Here is a 15569-nt window from a genome sequence, read left to right as displayed (position 1 = left end):
TGATCGGGATGACCCTCACGGTGGGAGGCCGGCAAGTGACGGTGAGTGATCCGGTGGATGCCGAACGCCGGCCCGGCTGGGTCCGGCGGCTGAGCGGCTACTGCTGGCGGTACCGGCGCACGGTCCTGCTCGCGCTGGGATCCTCGCTCGCGGGCATGGCCGTGATGGCCCTCATGCCGCTGATCATCAAGGTGATCATCGACGACATCGTCGTCGGCGGGGGCGACGGCCTGGGCCAGTGGATCGTGCTCCTGCTCACCGCGGCCGTCGTCGTCTACGGCCTGACCTTCGTGCGCCGCTTCTACGGCGGACGGCTCGGCCTCGACGTGCAGCACGATCTGCGCACCGGCATGTTCCGCACCCTGACCGGTCTCGACGGACGCCGTCAGGACCAGCTGAGCACCGGTCAGGTCGTCGGCCGCGCCACCAGCGACCTCCAGCTCATCCAGGGCCTGCTCTTCATGTTGCCGATGACCATCGGCAACCTCATGCTGTTCGCCGTCTCACTGGTCGTCATGCTGGCGCTCTCGCCGCTGCTGACCCTGGTCGCGATGGCGGTGGCGCCCGCCCTGTGGTTCATCGCCCGGCGCAGCCGCCTCCGGCTCTTCCCCGCCACCTGGTACGCCCAGGGCCAGGCCGGCGCCGTCGCGGGAGTCGTGGACGGGGCGGTCACCGGCGTGCGGGTCGTCAAGGGCTTCGGCCAGGAGGAACAGGAGACCGGCAAGCTGCGCGCCGCCGGCCGCCGGCTGTTCGCGGCCCGGATGCGCACGGTCCGGCTGAACTCCGTCTACACCCCCGCGCTGCAGGTCGTGCCGTCCCTCGGACAGGTGGCGATGCTCGCCTTCGGCGGCTGGATGGCCACCCGTGGCGAGATCACCCTCGGTACCTTCGTCGCCTTCTCCACCTACCTCGCCATGCTCGTCGGCCCGGTGCGGATGCTCACCGTCATCCTCACCATGGGCCAGCAGGCCCGGGCCGGTGTGGAGCGGGTCCTGGAGCTCATCGACACCGAACCCGGGATCAGGGAGAGCCCCGACGCCCGCGCGCTGCCGGCTGATGCCCCCGCCACCGTCGAGTTCGAGGACGTCACCTTCGGCTACGGGGACCACCCCGTCCTCGACGGGCTGTCACTGCGCATCCACCAGGGTGAGACGCTCGCCGTCATCGGCACCTCCGGCAGTGGCAAGTCCACCGTCTCTCTGCTGCTGCCCCGCTTCTACGACCCCGACAGCGGAACCGTCCGGGTCGGCGGCCACGACGTGCGGGAGCTCACCCACCGCTCGCTGCGGTCCGCGATCGGTCTCGTGCCCGAGGACAGCTTCCTCTTCTCCGACACGCTGCGCGCCAACCTCGCCTACGGCAACCCGGAGGCCACCGAGGACCAGATCCGCGCCGCGGCCCGCGCCGCCCAGGCGGACGGCTTCATCTCCCAGCTGCCCGACGGCTACGACACCGTCATCGGGGAGCAGGGCCTCACCCTGTCCGGTGGCCAGCGCCAGCGCATCTCCCTGGCCCGCGCCGTGCTCGCCGACCCCCGTCTGCTCATCCTCGACGACGCCACCTCCGCCGTCGACGCCCGCGTGGAGCACGAGATCCATGACGCGCTGCGCGGCGTGATGGCCGGCCGCACCACCCTGCTCATCGCCCACCGCCGCTCGACTCTCCAGCTCGCCGACCGGATCGCGATCCTGGACGCCGGCCGGCTGGTGGACACCGGAACCCACGAGGAGCTGACCGAGCGCTGCGAGCTGTACCGCAAGCTGCTCAGCGACCCGGGCGAGCTGGGCGGCGTCGCCCACGACCCGGCCGGCCACGCCCGTCCCGCCACCGACCCCGCCGGCCACGCCTCCGAGGCCGGCGCCGAGGACGCCCGGACAGACAGCGGAGCGGGGGTCACTCCTGAGCTCTGGGTCCGGGACAAGGAGACCGCCCCCGCCCTCGGCACCGCCGGAGTCCCCGCCCCGCAGCCCGCCGCCGGAGCCGGCTTCGGCGCCGCGACGGCCGGGGCGACCGCCACCCCCGAGCTGCTCGCACAGGTCGCCGCCCTGCCGCCCGCCGACGAGACCCCCGACGTGGACGAGGCCCGCGCCCTGGAGGGGGAGCGCAGCTACGGGCTGCGCCGGCTGCTCCAGGGGCTGGGCCTGCCGCTGCTGGGGGCCCTGCTGCTGGTCGTCGCCGACGCCGGGGCGTCCCTGCTGCTGCCCATCCTCATCCGGCACGGCATCGACGAGGGCGTCCAGCAGGCCGCGCTCGGCGCCGTCTGGCTCGCGGCCGGCCTGGCACTGCTCGTTGTCCTCGGCCAGTGGATCACCCAGTACGGTGCCATCCGCGCCGTCGGACGCACCGGCGAACGCGCCCTGTACGCCCTGCGGATCAAGATCTTCTCGCACCTCCAGCGGCTCGGCCTGGCCTACTACGAGCGCGAGCAGGCCGGCCGGGTCATGACCCGCATGACGACCGACGTGGACTCTCTCACCACCTTCCTGCAGACCGGGCTGGTGCAGGCGCTCGTCTCCGTCATGACCTTCTTCGGCATTCTCGGGGTGCTCTTCACCCTCGACTCCGAACTCGCGCTGATCGTGCTGGTCACCCTGCTGCCGCTGATCATCGGCACCTACTTCTTCCGCCGGGCCAGCGTGAAGGCCTACGAGCTCGCCCGGGAACGCGTCAGCGGTGTCAACGCCGACCTGCAGGAGTCCGTCTCCGGGATGCGGATGATCCAGGCCTTCGGCCGCGAGGAGGACAGCTACCGGCGGTTCTGGACCCGCTCCGACGGCTACCGGCAGGCCCGGGTCCGCGGACAGCTCCTCATCTCGGTGTACTTCCCCTTCGTGCAACTGCTCGCCACCCTCGCCACCGCCGGAGTGCTGATCGTCGGTTCCCAGCGGGTCGGCGCGGGGACCCTCACCGCCGGTGCGCTGGTGGCGTACCTCCTGTACATCGAGCTGTTCTTCGCCCCCGTGCAGCAGCTGTCCCAGGTCTTCGACGGCTACCAGCAGGCCGTCGTCGCGCTGCGCCGCATCCAGGAGCTGCTGCGCGAGCCCACCACCACCCCGCTGCCCGAGCGGCCGCAACCGGTGGGGCAGCTCCGTGGCGAGATCGAGTTCGACCAGGTGCACTTCCGCTACACCACGGAGGAGGGGACCTCGGAGGAGGCCCTGTCCGGCATCGACCTGCGCGTTCCCGCCGGGCAGACCGTCGCCTTCGTGGGGGAGACCGGGGCCGGCAAGTCCACCCTGGTCAAGCTCGTGGCCCGGTTCTACGACCCGACGTCGGGCACGGTCCGCGTCGACGGCACCGACCTGCGGGAGCTGGACCTCGCCGGGTACCGGCACCGTCTGGGGGTCGTTCCGCAGGAGCCGTACCTCTTCGAGGGCACGGTCCGCGACGCGATCGCCTACGGCCGCCCGGAAGCCACCGACGCCGAGGTGGAGGCGGCCGCCCGGGCGGTCGGCGCGCACGCCATGATCGCCACCCTCTCCGAGGGTTACCTGCACCAGGTCGCCGAGCGCGGCCGTAATCTCTCCTCGGGCCAGCGGCAGCTGATCGCCCTGGCCCGGGCGGAACTCGTCGAACCCGACATCCTGCTGCTGGACGAGGCCACCGCCGCCCTGGACCTGGCCACCGAGGCGCTGGTCAACCAGGCGACGGACCGCCTCGCCGTGCGGCGCACCACGCTGGTGGTGGCCCACCGGCTGACCACCGCGGCCCGCGCCGACCGGGTGGTGGTGCTGGACCACGGCCGGGTCGTCGAGGACGGCCGGCACGCGGACCTGCTCGCCCGGAACGGCCGGTACGCCGCGCTGTGGCGGACCTACGCGGGCGAGCCCGCCCCCGTCCGCTGACCGGGGCCGGGCCGCCTGTCGGTGTCCGTCACCGCCGGCGGCGGTTCCGCGGGTGGTCGCGGGCGGTCCGTTCGTTGCCCCGGCGGTAGTTGCCCGTCCAGCGGGCCATCACCTGCTGCGGATCGCCCGCGGTGACCTCGGCCCGGAACTCCCCGGCCCGGGAGCCGCGGAGGACGGCAGCCGGCCGGCCGTGGTGGGTGATGCGCACGCTGCCGTCGGCGTGCTCCTCGAACCGGAATCCGTGTGCCGTGCCCATGAGCGGGACGCTACGCCGCGGACCGGCCCGCCGCAGCCGGATATCGCCGCCGCGCGGCCGGGGCCACCGCCGGGCCCGCCGTCCGCCGGTGGTGCCCGAACCGGACGGGTCAGTCCCGGGTCAGGCGCGCGAGATAGCTGTCGACCGTCTGGAGCTGCCCGCCGGGCAGCTCCGCTCGCTGGTCCCACCAGCTGATCGCGCTGATCTCGTCGCTCGGTGCGAACTCCGTCCGCCCGGTGACCCGGGCCGTGAAGAGCCCGCCGTAGCGGATCCGGCGGTTGGGCAGCGCGGTCCGGGCGAACCCCGCGAAGCGCAACGCCTCCGGCGCGACAACCTGCCCGGACTCCTCCAGCAGCTCCCGCACCGCTGCCTCCCGGGGTGTCTCACCCGCGTCGATGCCGCCGCCCGGCAGCTCCCAGCAGTCCCGTCCGCGCACTCGTACCAGCAGCAGCAGATCCCCGTACCAGAGTGCGACCAGCACGTAGGTCAGCTCGAAGTCGGTGAACCGGGTCTCTTCCGGCACCCGTTCGAAGGCCAGCAGTTTCATCCCCAGCGGACCGGTGGCCAGCGGCACGGCAGAAGATCCCGTCATGGCGCCGACCCTACGGTGTCACCCCGGTCTCCGGACAGCCCCGTCCACCGGGCCGGAGCCGATCCGGCAAGGCCGCCCACCAGGGCGGAAGTGCGGCCATGTCCGCCCGCGGCGTCGGGTGCCTGTGATCGACTGGTGCGGTGGAGATTATCTGGACAAGTGCCGTAGCGGTGGCGGGGACCTTGCTGGGGTCCGTGGTCACGCACACCTTCCAGCGCCTCGCGGCCAAACGCACCGAGCTGTTCACGCGCTCCGAGGCGCTGCGGCAGGAACGCATCACCGCGTACAGCACGTTCGCCGGAGCAGTGGAGGACTACCGTCACGGCCAGGCCAAGCGCTGGTACAGCGGGCAGGAGGACCCGGACGGGAAGGCCTACCGGGCGGCACGGGACGAGGCACACCTCCTCCGGACCAGGGCGCGGCAAGCGCTCTACCGGGTCAGGCTGCTCACCGAGGACGGAGAAGTGACACGCACGGCCGAGCAGGCGTATCGGTGCACCCGGGAGGTGTCGATTGCCGAGGACGGGGCGGACCGGGACGTACGGGACGCCCGGGCGAAACAAGCCATCGAAGAGTTCGTCTCCGCTGCCTCCGCACTGGTTCGCTGAGCCGGCACGGGCAGCGGTCCTGCGGGGTCAGGGGCGGGGCGGGGCGGTGGAGGCGCGGATCATCAGGTCGGCGGGGACGGTGGCCGGACCGCCCTCCGGCGGGGTCTCCAGTCCCATGGCCAGACGTCCGGCGCGGACCCCCGCCTCGTGGAGCGGGATCCGGACGGTGGTGAGGGCCGGGGCCGCGTCGGCGGCGAACGGCAGGTCGTCGAAGCCGGTGACGGAAATGTCCTCAGGGATGCGCAGCCCTTGCTCGCGCAGGGCGGCGGTGGCGCCGAGGGCCACGGTGTCGTTGGCGGCGAGGACGGCGGTCAGTCCGGGTTCCCGGCGCAGCAGCTCCTGTGCCCCCTCGTAGCCGGAAGAGCGGGTGAACGCGCCGTGGACGGTGAGTCGTTCGCGGTCCGCCCCGAGCCCGGCGGCGGCCAGGGCGGCACGGTGGCCCTCCAGGCGGTGCCGGGTGGTGGTGCGGGCGGCCGGGCCGGCGAGGTAGCCGACGGTGCGGTGGCCGAGGGAGAGCAGGTGCTCGGTGAGGCGGCGGGCCCCGCCGCGGTTGTCGAAGGTCAGGGTGCACCGCCCGATGGTGCCGGGCTCGCCGCCCTCATCTGCTGTGCCGCCCGTTCCGTCCGTGCCGGCGGAGGGGTCCGGGAGGGTGTCCGGAAGGGCCAGCGGGGGGCGGCCGCACAGGATGACGCGGGCGCCCGCCGCCTCCAGCCGACGGAGCCGGGCGGCCAGTGCGCGGGTGTGCGCGGGGTCCTCCACGGCGCCGCCCGTGAGCACCACGGCGGCGGCCCGCTGGCGCTGGAGGAGGGTGAGGTAGGTGAGCTCACGCTCGGGTGAGCCTCCGGTGTTGCAGATCACGGCCAGCTTCTGCACCCGGCCGGAGCCCAGTGGGCTGATCTGGGACTGAACGGCGCTCGCCAGCACCCCGAAGAAGGGGTCCGCGATGTCGTTGACCAGGATGCCGATCAGGTCGGAGGTGGCGGCGGCCAGCGAGCTGGCCGGGCCGTTCACCACGTACTCCAGCTCCTCCACGGCGCGCAGGACGCGGGTGCGGGTGTCGCCGGCGACCGGGTAGTTGCCGTTGAGTACCCGGGAGACCGTCGCAGCCGAGACCCCGGCCCGGGCCGCCACGTCGGCCAGCGTCACTGTCATGACTTCGTTCCTCCCCGGTGCCGCCCGCGCACGTCTTGTCGAGGGCGCTGGGGGCAGGTTAACTTCTCTCCTGATAGAAAGCGCTTACTACCCGAACAACACAAAGGAGTCCGGCCATGGCCCACTCGGCCGCGGAGCGCAGAATCGTCCGGATCGCCATGAACGGCGTCACCGGGCGGATGGGATACCGCCAGCACCTGGTCCGTTCGATCCTCGCCATCCGGGAGCAGGGCGGCGTCGACCTGGGCGACGGCACGGTCATCTGGCCCGAGCCGGTGCTCGTCGGCCGCCGGGAGCACGCACTGCGCGCGCTCGCCGAACGGCACGGGCTCGAACCCGACGCGGTCTCCACCGACCTGGACGCCGTGCTCGCCGACGACGGAGTCGACCTCTACTTCGACGCCCAGGTGACGCTCGCCCGTGAGGCCGCCATCCGGAAGGCGATCGCCGCCGGAAAGCACATCTACACCGAGAAGCCCACCGCGACCGGGCTCGACGGCGCCCTGGAGCTGGCCCGGCTGGCCCAGGACGCCGGAATCAAGCACGGCGTCGTGCAGGACAAGCTGTTCCTTCCGGGCCTGCTGAAGCTCAAGCGGCTCATCGACGGCGGCTTCTTCGGCGAGATCCTGTCAGTGCGCGGCGAGTTCGGCTACTGGGTGTTCGAGGGCGACTGGCAGGACGCCCAGCGTCCCTCGTGGAACTACCGGTCCGAGGACGGCGGCGGCATCGTCGTCGACATGTTCCCGCACTGGGACTACGTCCTGGACGAGCTGTTCGGCCGGGTCGAGTCCGTGCAGGCACTGACCACCACCCACATCCGGCAGCGCTGGGACGAGAGCGGCAACGCCTACCCGGCCACCGCCGACGACGCGGCCTACGGCATCTTCGAGCTGGCCGGCGGCGTCATCGCGCAGATCAACTCCTCCTGGTCGGTGCGGGTCAACCGGGATGAGCTGGTGGAGTTCCAGGTGGACGGCACGGAGGGCTCCGCCGTTGCCGGGCTGCGCAACTGCCGGGTGCAGCACCGCTCCACCACCCCGAAGCCGGTGTGGAACCCGGACCTCCCGGCCACCGAGGTCTTCCGCGACCAGTGGCAGGACGTGCCGGACAACACGGTGTTCGACAACGGCTTCAAGACTCAGTGGGAGCTGTTCCTGCGCCACGTGGTGCTGGACGAGCCCTACACCTGGGACCTCCTGGCGGGCGCCCGGGGCGTGCAGCTGGCCGAGCTGGGCCTGAAGTCCTCCGCCGAGGGGCGCCGGATGGCCGTCCCGGAGCTGAAGCTGTGAACGTGGCCGGGACCCGAAGAGACGAGAGACGACCATGACCCTTCATCTGCCCGCACCCGACGGGACGTTGCGCCCGTACACCCCCCGTGCCCAGCCCGCTGCCCGCCCGGCCGGCGGTGCTCCCCCGGCGTCCCGGACCGTGTACTCCGCGGCGCACGTCGTCGCGGACCCCTTTGCCGACAGCACCCCGGACGGGCCGGCCGCCGTCGACTGGGACGCCACCCTCGCCTTCCGCCGCCACCTCTGGTCGCACGGTCTCGGAGTGGCCGAAGCCATGGACACCGCGCAGCGCGGCATGGGCCTGGGCTGGCCGCAGGCCGCCGAGCTGATCCGCCGGTCCGCCGCTGAGGCCCGGGCCACCGGCGGTCTGATCGCCTGCGGCGCGGGGACCGATCAGCTCACCGGGCCGGCCGGGCTCGCCGAGGTCCGGGCCGCGTACGAGGAGCAGCTGGAGCTCGTGGAGAGCACCGGCGCCCGTGCCGTCCTGATGGCCTCCCGGGCGCTGGCCGCCTGTGCCTCCGGCCCCGAGGACTACGCCGGCATCTACGGCCGGCTGCTGCGCCAGGCGACGGAGCCGGTCATCCTGCACTGGCTCGGCCCGATGTTCGATCCCGCCCTGACCGGCTACTGGGGCAGCACCGACCTCGATGCCGCCACCGACACCTTCCTGGACCTCATCGCAGCGCACGCCGACAAGGTGGAGGGCGTCAAGGTATCCCTGCTGGACGCCCGGCGGGAGGTGGAGCTGCGCCGCCGGCTGCCGGACGGGGTGCGCTGCTACACCGGTGACGACTTCCACTACCCCGAGTTGATCGCGGGCGACGAACGCGGCTTCAGCCACGCTCTGCTGGGCATCTTCGACCCGCTGGGCCCCCTGGCCGCGGAGGCGGTCCGGGTGCTGGACACCGGTGACACGGAGGGCTTCCGGGAACTGCTCGACCCCACGGTCGGACTCTCCCGCCATCTGTTCCAGCCGCCCACCCGTTACTACAAGACGGGGGTGGTCTTCCTCGCCTGGCTGGCCGGGCACCAGGAGCACTTCGCCATGGTCGGCGGCCTGCAGTCGGCCCGTTCACTCCCGCACTTCGCCCGCGCCTACGAACTGGCGGACGGAATCGGACTGTTCCCCGACCCGGTGCTGGCCGAGGCCCGGATGCGGCAGCTCCTCGCACTGTACGGGGTGGTCAGGTGAACGGGCTGAGCCGTCTCTCGGTCAACCAGATGACGGTGAAACAGCTGTCCCTGCCCGAGCTGGTCGCGGGCTGCACGGAGCTGGGCATCCCGGGCGTGGGGCTGTGGCGCGAACCGGTGCAGGCCTACGGTGTGGACGCCGCGCACCGGCTGGTGCGGGACGCCGGGCTGGCCGTCACCTCGCTGTGCCGCGGCGGCTTCTTCACCACCGCCACGAGCCTGGACGACAACCGCGCCGCCATCGACGAGGCGGCTGCGCTGGGCACCGGCACTCTGGTGCTGGTCTCCGGCGGGCTGCCGCCCGGCAGCCGGGACCTGGCCGCCGCCCGGCAGCTGATCAGCGAGGCGCTGGCCACCCTGGCGCCCTACGCGGCCGAGCGCGGGGTACGGCTCGCCATCGAGCCGCTGCACCCGATGTACGCCGCGGACCGCTGCGTCGTCTCCACGCTCGCCCAGGCCCTTGACCTGGCGGAGCCGTTCCCGGCCGGGCAGGTCGGGGTGGTCGTCGACACCTATCACCTGTGGTGGGACGACACCGTGGCGCAGCAGATCAGCCGCGCGGGGGCGGCCGGCCGCATCCACAGCTTCCAGCTGGCCGACTGGACGACCCCGCTCCCCGAGGGAGTGCTGACCGGCCGGGGCCAGCTCGGCGACGGCTGCATCGATCTGCCCTGGTTCCGTGAGCAGGTGGACGCCACGGGCTTCGACGGCCCCGTCGAGGTGGAGATCTTCAACGAGGCGATGTGGGCGCGCGACGGCCTGGAGGTGCTGAGGGAGACCGCCGAACGATTCCGGAGCACCGGCTGACCGCCGGGGACGGCCGGCCGGCCCGGTGCGGTCAGCCGTCGCCGTCGATCCGGCCGATGCCGCTGACCGTGACCAGCACCCGGTCGACGCGCAGATCCTCCAGGCAGCCCTTGAGCCGCTGCTCGTCGTGGCCGGTCAGGGCCGGCCGGACGGTGCCGGCGTAGTCGCCTTCGCCCAGCGGGACCAGTCCGGCGCCGTGCAGTGGTACGGAGGTGGCGTCCCGGCAGCGTTCCCAGGTCTGCCGGGCGGCCAGGTCGCCGCGGAGCTCCGTCACCTCGTTCCGGTCGACGCTGAACACCACCGAGGTCGCCGCTCCGGCGCCGCGTTCCGGTGGTGCTGTCTGCGTGAGCGCCGCCAGACCGACGACGAGGCCGGTGACCGCCCCGGCGGCCAGCAGGGTGCCGAGGGCGGTCAGCAGCGGCCGGCGCGGGGGTCCGCCGGGGAGACCGGGAACCTCCGGCAGGTTCGCGTGCCGGCCACCGGTGCCTCCGGTCGGCGCGGCCAGCGGCGCGAGCCGGCCGCTCAGGCGCTGCTGTGCGGCGGGCCGGACGGTGTGGCGGGCGAGGCGTTCCACGACCCAGGCCAGCCCGGACATCGCGACACCTGCGGCCATCAGGATGGGCACGAACACGTGGGTGTGGTGGCGGGCCGGGTCGGCCGGGTCCTCGAGCCAGGGGAAGCGCCTGCCGCGGTCGGGGTGCTCCGTGCGGGCTGTGCGGTCGGCCTCCCGGAGCTGGGCCAGGATGTCCTGCTGCCGCCGGTCCCCGGCTTCGATGCGCTTCTCCAGACGGGTCAGCCGGTCCAGCAGGACGAACCCGAGCGTCAGCACCAGGACGATCAGCAGCAGGACGCCGGAGAGGACGGCCCGCTGCCATTGCCAGCGGTACAGGTAGATCACCAGGTAGGCGGCAGCGCCCACCGCGGCGGACCCGGCGCCCAGCTGGACGAGGAGTGTGAGGGGCCTGAGGTTCGTCATGGGCGGGCCCCGGCTCTCCGGACTGCGTCGTTCTTCCCGGCCTGGGCCGGCACCCGGGCTCCGGGGGCCGGCCCGGGTGCGCCGGCCGGGGTGCGCGGGGCCGCTCTCCGCGGCGTTTCCTCCCGGGCCGGGTATGCGGCCGGCACCGGGGTGCCGACGGGTTCCGTGCCGGTGACTTCGCCGGTCACGCCGTCCACGAGGACCGGGGAGCCCGGCGGGAAGCGGAGTACCGCGTCCGGCACCCCGGTGACGGCGGGCAGCCGTAGCTCCCGTGCGAGTACCGCGAGGTGGGACAGCGGACTGCCGGTCTGGGCGACCAGCCCGGCGAGGCGGGGAAGGAGCGGCGCCAGCGCCGGGTCCAGGGTCCGGACGACGAGCACCGCGTCGGCGGGCGCCGGTCCCGTGCCGTCCCAGGCGGTGCCGGTGATCCGGCCGCCGGAGACTCCCTGGCCCGCGCCCTCGCCCTGGCCCCGGTGGTGCTCGGGAACGACATGTCCGCCGTCCGCCAGCCGGAACCGGTCCGGCAGTGGGGCGGCTGCGGTGCGCGGGACCCGGCCGCGGAAACCGTCCGGCAGCTCTCCGTCCAGCACGGCGCGCTCCAGTTCGGCCCAGTGCAGGAGCGCCCCCCGGCAGGGGACGGGCTCCGGCAGCCGGGCTGCCGCCTCGTGCACGAGCCTGGTCTGGAACTCGTGCACCCAGCGGATCCGCAGCCGCAGGCCCTCCCGTACCGGCAGCGTGGCGACCTCCGGTGCGCGGCCGGCCTGCCCGCTCCCGGTGGCGCGCCGGGGCCGGGCCGGCGATCCGGCCGGTGCGGGCAGCACGGGCAGCACGGGCGGTTCGGTGAGGCTGGGCGGGACGAGAGTGAGCACCTCGGGGCGGTCGGCGATGAGCCGGGTGCCGGACACCCCGCGTTCCCGGCCGTCCTCGAGAGCGGCCAGCGCGCAGGCCGCGGCGGTGCCCTCCGCCGCCGGGAGCAGCCCGCCGGCCAGCGCCTCCTGGGCGTGCAGCGCCACCAGAACGGCACGGCTCCACCGCAGGGCGCCGAGCAGGTCGTCCGGAGTGAGGGCGGGGGGCGGCGCCGTCCCGGTGAGCTCCCGGTCGACGTCCGCGAGCAGCGCGGCGGCCAGCTGCGGAAGGGTGACGCGCAGCCGTCCGACGCGCCAGGAGGCGGCCAGCTTGCGGAATCCGGGCAGCGGGTTGAGGCGGCTGCGGAACCGGCGGCGTTCCCCGGTGACGCCGAGCAGTCCCAGGTCCGCCACGGCCCGGCCCTCCACGGTGGTGACGGCCGGCACTGTGCGCAGGGTGCGCCGGGCGGCGGTGCCGCCGAGGTGCAGCGCGGTGGCCAGACCGTGGGCCATCGGCACCACCCACAGGTCCTCCTCGAGCGGCTGGAGCACGCCCGGCAGGGTTTCGGCGATGGGTCCCGCACCGAGCAGCCGGGCCCGGCGGGCGGGCCGGGGGGCCATCGCGGTGATCGGCCGGCTCTGGAACAGCCACAGCCGGCCGTCCCATGCGTCGAAGCCGAATTCGATGTCCTGCGGGCTGCCGAAGACCCGTTCGGCCCGCCGGGCGAGGGCGGCGAGGCGGAGCAGCTCGCTCCGGCCGAGCGGGACGGACGGCTCGGAGGGTTCGGCGCGCAACAGCCGGCCGAGCCGGGTGAGGTGGAGGCTGGTGCCCGGGAGCTCCCCGCTGACCAGGCTGTCCGGGCCGCCGCGCACCGCGCTGACGAGGATCCGGTCGGTGCGTCCGGTGACGGGGTCGGCGCTGAACAGCACCCCTCCGACGCGGGAGCGCAGCATCGGCTGGACGAGCACCGGCATCGGTGCGCCGTCCGGTCCGGCGGAGGCGCGGACGGTGGCCAGCGCGGCGAGGAAGGCGTCCCAGCCGCGGACGTCCAGTACGGAGGCGAACTGGCCGGCCATGGAGGACTCCGCGGTGTCCTCATGGGCGGAGGAGGAGCGCACCACCAGGGGCAGGGTGCTGTCCGCGCTGAGCTCCTGCCAGGCGGACCGGACGGCCGGGGACGGAGGGGCGCACCCGGGTGCCCCGGGTGCGAGGACGACGAAGCCCGGCAGAACCCTGAGCCCGGCCGCCGCCGCGCGGGCCAGGTGCGTGGCCTTGCCACCGGTCAGCTCGGTGTTCCGGGCTCGTGGATCGTCCAGCCGGAGTATCTCTCCGGGGCCGCCGGTCGTGATCATGTGTGTCCCCTCCCCCTTGCGTCACGTCCTGGAGGGACGCACGGCAGCGTCCCGTGCCTGACAGCTGAACGGGACAAGTCAAGAATCCCGTATCCCGGTGGCGCCTCGGCCGCGGGGGTGCGGGAGAGAGCCGTGGCCGGCGGCCCGGTGGACCGTCCGGTTGCGGGGTCACCGGATCGCGCCGGAAACGGCCTGAACCACACGGTCCGTTGGGCAACCCTTCCGGATGGCCGTGGGTCGTACCGGGGGGAACACGGGGGAGCAGGAGGGGAGCCGGAGGGCCCAGCCCGGAGCTGGGTCCCCCGGCCGCTCCGGGGCGGCTGCCGTCCCGTCACCCGTGGCCGGGCGCCCCCGTTGTCCGCTGCCTCCGTTACCGTCGTGCCATGTCGCAGAGCGCCGTACTCGAGGGCGTCCTCGAGCGCATCACCTACGCCAACGAGGACAACGGCTACACCGTGGCCCGGGTCGACGCGGGCAGGGGCGGTGAACTGCTGACGGTCGTCGGTGCGCTGCTGGGGGCTCAGGTCGGTGAGTCGCTGCGGATGGAGGGCCGCTGGAGTTCCCACCCGCAGTACGGGCGGCAGTTCACCGTGGAGAACTACACCACCGTGCTCCCCGCCACGGTGCAGGGCATCCGCCGCTACCTGGGCTCCGGGCTGATCAAGGGCATCGGGCCGGTGACTGCGGACCGGATCGTCGAGCATTTCGGGACCGGGACGCTGGACGTCATCGAGGCCGACGCCAAGCAGCTCATCGCCGTTCCCGGGCTCGGCCCCAAGCGCACCGCGCTGATCGCCGCGGCGTGGGAGGAGCAGAAGGCCATCAAGGAGGTCATGGTCTTTCTTCAGGGCGTCGAGGTGTCCACCTCCATCGCGGTGCGGATCTACAAGAAGTACGGGGACGCCTCGATCTCCGTGGTGAAGAACCAGCCGTACCGGCTCGCCGCGGAGGTGTGGGGCATCGGGTTCCTCACCGCCGACCGCATCGCGCAGGCCGTCGGCATTCCGCACGACAGCCCGGAGCGGGTGAAGGCGGGCCTGCAGTACGCGTTGTCCCAGTCCGCCGACCAGGGGCACTGCTACCTCCCCGAGGAGCGCCTGATCGCGGATGCGGTGAAGCTGCTGCAGGTGGACACCGGCCTGGTCATCGACTGCCTGGGCGAGCTGGCGGGTGAGGACGAGGGGGTGGTGCGGGAGGCGGTGCCCGACCCCGACGACCCGGAAGGCACCCGTACCGCCGTCTACCTGGTGCCGTTCCACCGGGCGGAGCTGTCCCTGGCGGGGCAGCTCCGCCGGCTGCTGCACGCTGAAGCGGACCGGTTGCCGTCCTTCCGGGACGTCGACTGGGAGCGGGCCCTGAGCTGGCTGGCGGGCCGTACGGGCGCGGACCTCGCGCCCGGACAGCGGGAGGCGGTGCGGCTGGCGCTGACGGAGAAGGTCGCGGTGCTCACCGGCGGGCCGGGCTGCGGGAAGTCCTTCACTGTGCGTTCCGTCGTGGAGCTGGCCCGGGCGAAGGGTGCGACGGTGGTCCTCGCCGCCCCGACGGGGCGGGCGGCCAAGCGGCTCGCCGAGCTGACCGGCGCGGAGGCGTCCACGGTGCACCGGCTGCTGGAGCTGAAGCCGGGCGGGGACGCCGCCTTCGACCGGGACCGGCCGCTGGACGCCGATCTGGTGGTGGTCGACGAAGCCTCGATGCTCGATCTCCTGCTGGCGAACAAGCTGGTCAAGGCGGTGGCGCCGGGGGCCCACCTGCTGCTGGTGGGAGACGTGGACCAACTGCCGTCGGTCGGCGCCGGGGAGGTGCTTCGCGACCTGCTCGCGGAGGGCAGCCCGGTACCGGCTGTCCGGCTCACTCAGATCTTCCGGCAGGCCCAGCAGTCCGGGGTGGTGACCAACGCCCACCGGATCAACGAGGGCCTTCCGCCGCTGACCCAGGGCCTGCCGGACTTCTTTCTCTTCGTGGAGGACGACACGGAGGAGGCGGGACGGCTCACCGTCGACGTCGCGGCCCGCCGGATTCCGGCGAAATTCGGCCTCGATCCGCGGCGCGATGTCCAGGTGCTCACCCCCATGCACCGCGGTCCGGCGGGGGCGGGGGTGCTGAACGGGCTGTTGCAGCAGTCGGTGACGCCGGCGCGTCCCGGCCTTCCCGAGAAGCGTTTCGGCGGCCGTGTCTTCCGGGTCGGTGACAAGGTCACGCAGATCCGGAACAATTATGAGAAGGGCGCGAACGGAGTCTTCAACGGCACGGTCGGAGTCGTGACCGGTCTGGACCCGGACGAACAGCGCCTGACGGTGCTCACCGACGAGGACGAGGAGGTGGCCTACGAGTTCTCGGAGCTGGACGAGCTGGCGCACGCCTACGCCGTCACCATCCACCGCTCGCAGGGCAGCGAGTACCCCTGCGTGGTGATCCCGGTGACGACGAGCGCCTGGATGATGCTCCAGCGGAACCTCCTGTACACGGCTGTCACCCGGGCGAAGCACCTGGTCGTGCTCGTGGGGTCCCGGCGGGCGCTGGGGCAGGCGGTGCGCAGTGTCTCCGCGGGGCGGCGGTGCACCGCCCTGGACGCCCGGCTGGCGGGGCGGCTATGCCCGTGATGTACCGGGTTGGGCGGCACGGCGTGCCAGAATCCAGCCCATTGGCAGACCCCGA

11 protein-coding genes are annotated in these 15569 nt (G+C 73.3%); 6 read left to right on the top strand and 5 right to left on the bottom strand.

Translation table 11 applies throughout. The annotated features are described in order from the left end of the window. Positions 1-8: 8 nt before the first annotated feature. Positions 9-3845 carry an ABC transporter ATP-binding protein gene (locus tag PJ985_RS04410; protein ID WP_271682193.1) on the top strand — a complete coding sequence of 1279 codons (3837 nt, stop codon included), beginning with the start codon at positions 9-11 and terminating at the stop codon, positions 3843-3845. Between the two features lie 28 nt (positions 3846-3873). Here PJ985_RS04410 and PJ985_RS04405 read toward each other — a convergent pair whose 3' ends face one another. Beyond that, a complete protein-coding gene (locus PJ985_RS04405) occupies positions 3874-4101 on the bottom strand; it encodes a hypothetical protein (protein WP_271682192.1) in 228 nt (75 codons plus the stop codon). A gap of 109 nt (positions 4102-4210) precedes the next feature. Next, a complete protein-coding gene (locus PJ985_RS04400; protein ID WP_271682191.1) occupies positions 4211-4693 on the bottom strand; it encodes an NUDIX domain-containing protein in 483 nt (160 codons plus the stop codon). A gap of 140 nt (positions 4694-4833) precedes the next feature. Between PJ985_RS04400 and PJ985_RS04395 the strand changes: the two genes are divergently transcribed. Beyond that, entirely contained in the window at positions 4834-5301 is a 468-nt protein-coding gene (locus PJ985_RS04395; RefSeq protein WP_271682190.1) for a hypothetical protein, read from the top strand. Between the two features lie 27 nt (positions 5302-5328). Here the strand turns inward: PJ985_RS04395 and PJ985_RS04390 are convergent, their stop codons facing one another. Further along, complete coding sequence (locus PJ985_RS04390) at positions 5329-6453, bottom strand: LacI family DNA-binding transcriptional regulator (RefSeq protein ID WP_271682189.1); 1125 nt, start codon at positions 6451-6453, stop codon at positions 5329-5331. A gap of 116 nt (positions 6454-6569) precedes the next feature. On the opposite strand from PJ985_RS04390, the gene PJ985_RS04385 reads away from it, so the two are divergent. From PJ985_RS04385 to PJ985_RS04375, 3 genes are read left to right on the top strand one after another with little or no spacing between them, the layout of a single operon-like run. Next, positions 6570-7742: a Gfo/Idh/MocA family protein gene (locus PJ985_RS04385; RefSeq protein ID WP_271682188.1), complete on the top strand. Its 1173-nt coding sequence runs from the start codon at positions 6570-6572 to the stop codon at positions 7740-7742. 34 nt (positions 7743-7776) lie between these two features. Continuing rightward, positions 7777-8934: a dihydrodipicolinate synthase family protein gene (locus PJ985_RS04380; RefSeq protein WP_271682187.1), complete on the top strand. Its 1158-nt coding sequence runs from the start codon at positions 7777-7779 to the stop codon at positions 8932-8934. Positions 8935-8963: 29 nt separating this feature from the next. Beyond that, entirely contained in the window at positions 8964-9740 is a 777-nt protein-coding gene (locus PJ985_RS04375) for a sugar phosphate isomerase/epimerase family protein (RefSeq protein WP_271682519.1), read from the top strand. Positions 9741-9771: 31 nt separating this feature from the next. Here PJ985_RS04375 and PJ985_RS04370 read toward each other — a convergent pair whose 3' ends face one another. Together PJ985_RS04370 and PJ985_RS04365 are read right to left on the bottom strand one after the other, a co-directional pair. Next, the gene (locus PJ985_RS04370) at positions 9772-10716 is read right to left on the bottom strand and encodes a hypothetical protein (protein WP_271682186.1); all 945 of its coding nucleotides are present in this window, start codon (positions 10714-10716) and stop codon (positions 9772-9774) included. Then, positions 10713-12914 (bottom strand): PEP/pyruvate-binding domain-containing protein, encoded by a 2202-nt coding sequence (locus PJ985_RS04365; RefSeq protein WP_271682185.1) that lies wholly within the window; start codon positions 12912-12914, stop codon positions 10713-10715. Before PJ985_RS04365 ends, PJ985_RS04370 begins: the two co-directional genes overlap by 4 nt. A 383-nt stretch (positions 12915-13297) precedes the next feature. On the opposite strand from PJ985_RS04365, the gene recD2 reads away from it, so the two are divergent. Beyond that, positions 13298-15514, top strand: a complete 2217-nt coding sequence (gene recD2, locus PJ985_RS04360) for an SF1B family DNA helicase RecD2 (protein WP_271682184.1) — start codon at positions 13298-13300, stop codon at positions 15512-15514. The last annotated feature ends 55 nt before the right edge of the window (positions 15515-15569 follow it).

It is taken from the genome of Streptomyces sp. ACA25, assembly GCF_028200735.1.
Lineage (GTDB): Bacteria > Actinomycetota > Actinomycetes > Streptomycetales > Streptomycetaceae > Streptomyces.
This window is presented reverse-complemented; position numbering and strand designations above follow the sequence as displayed.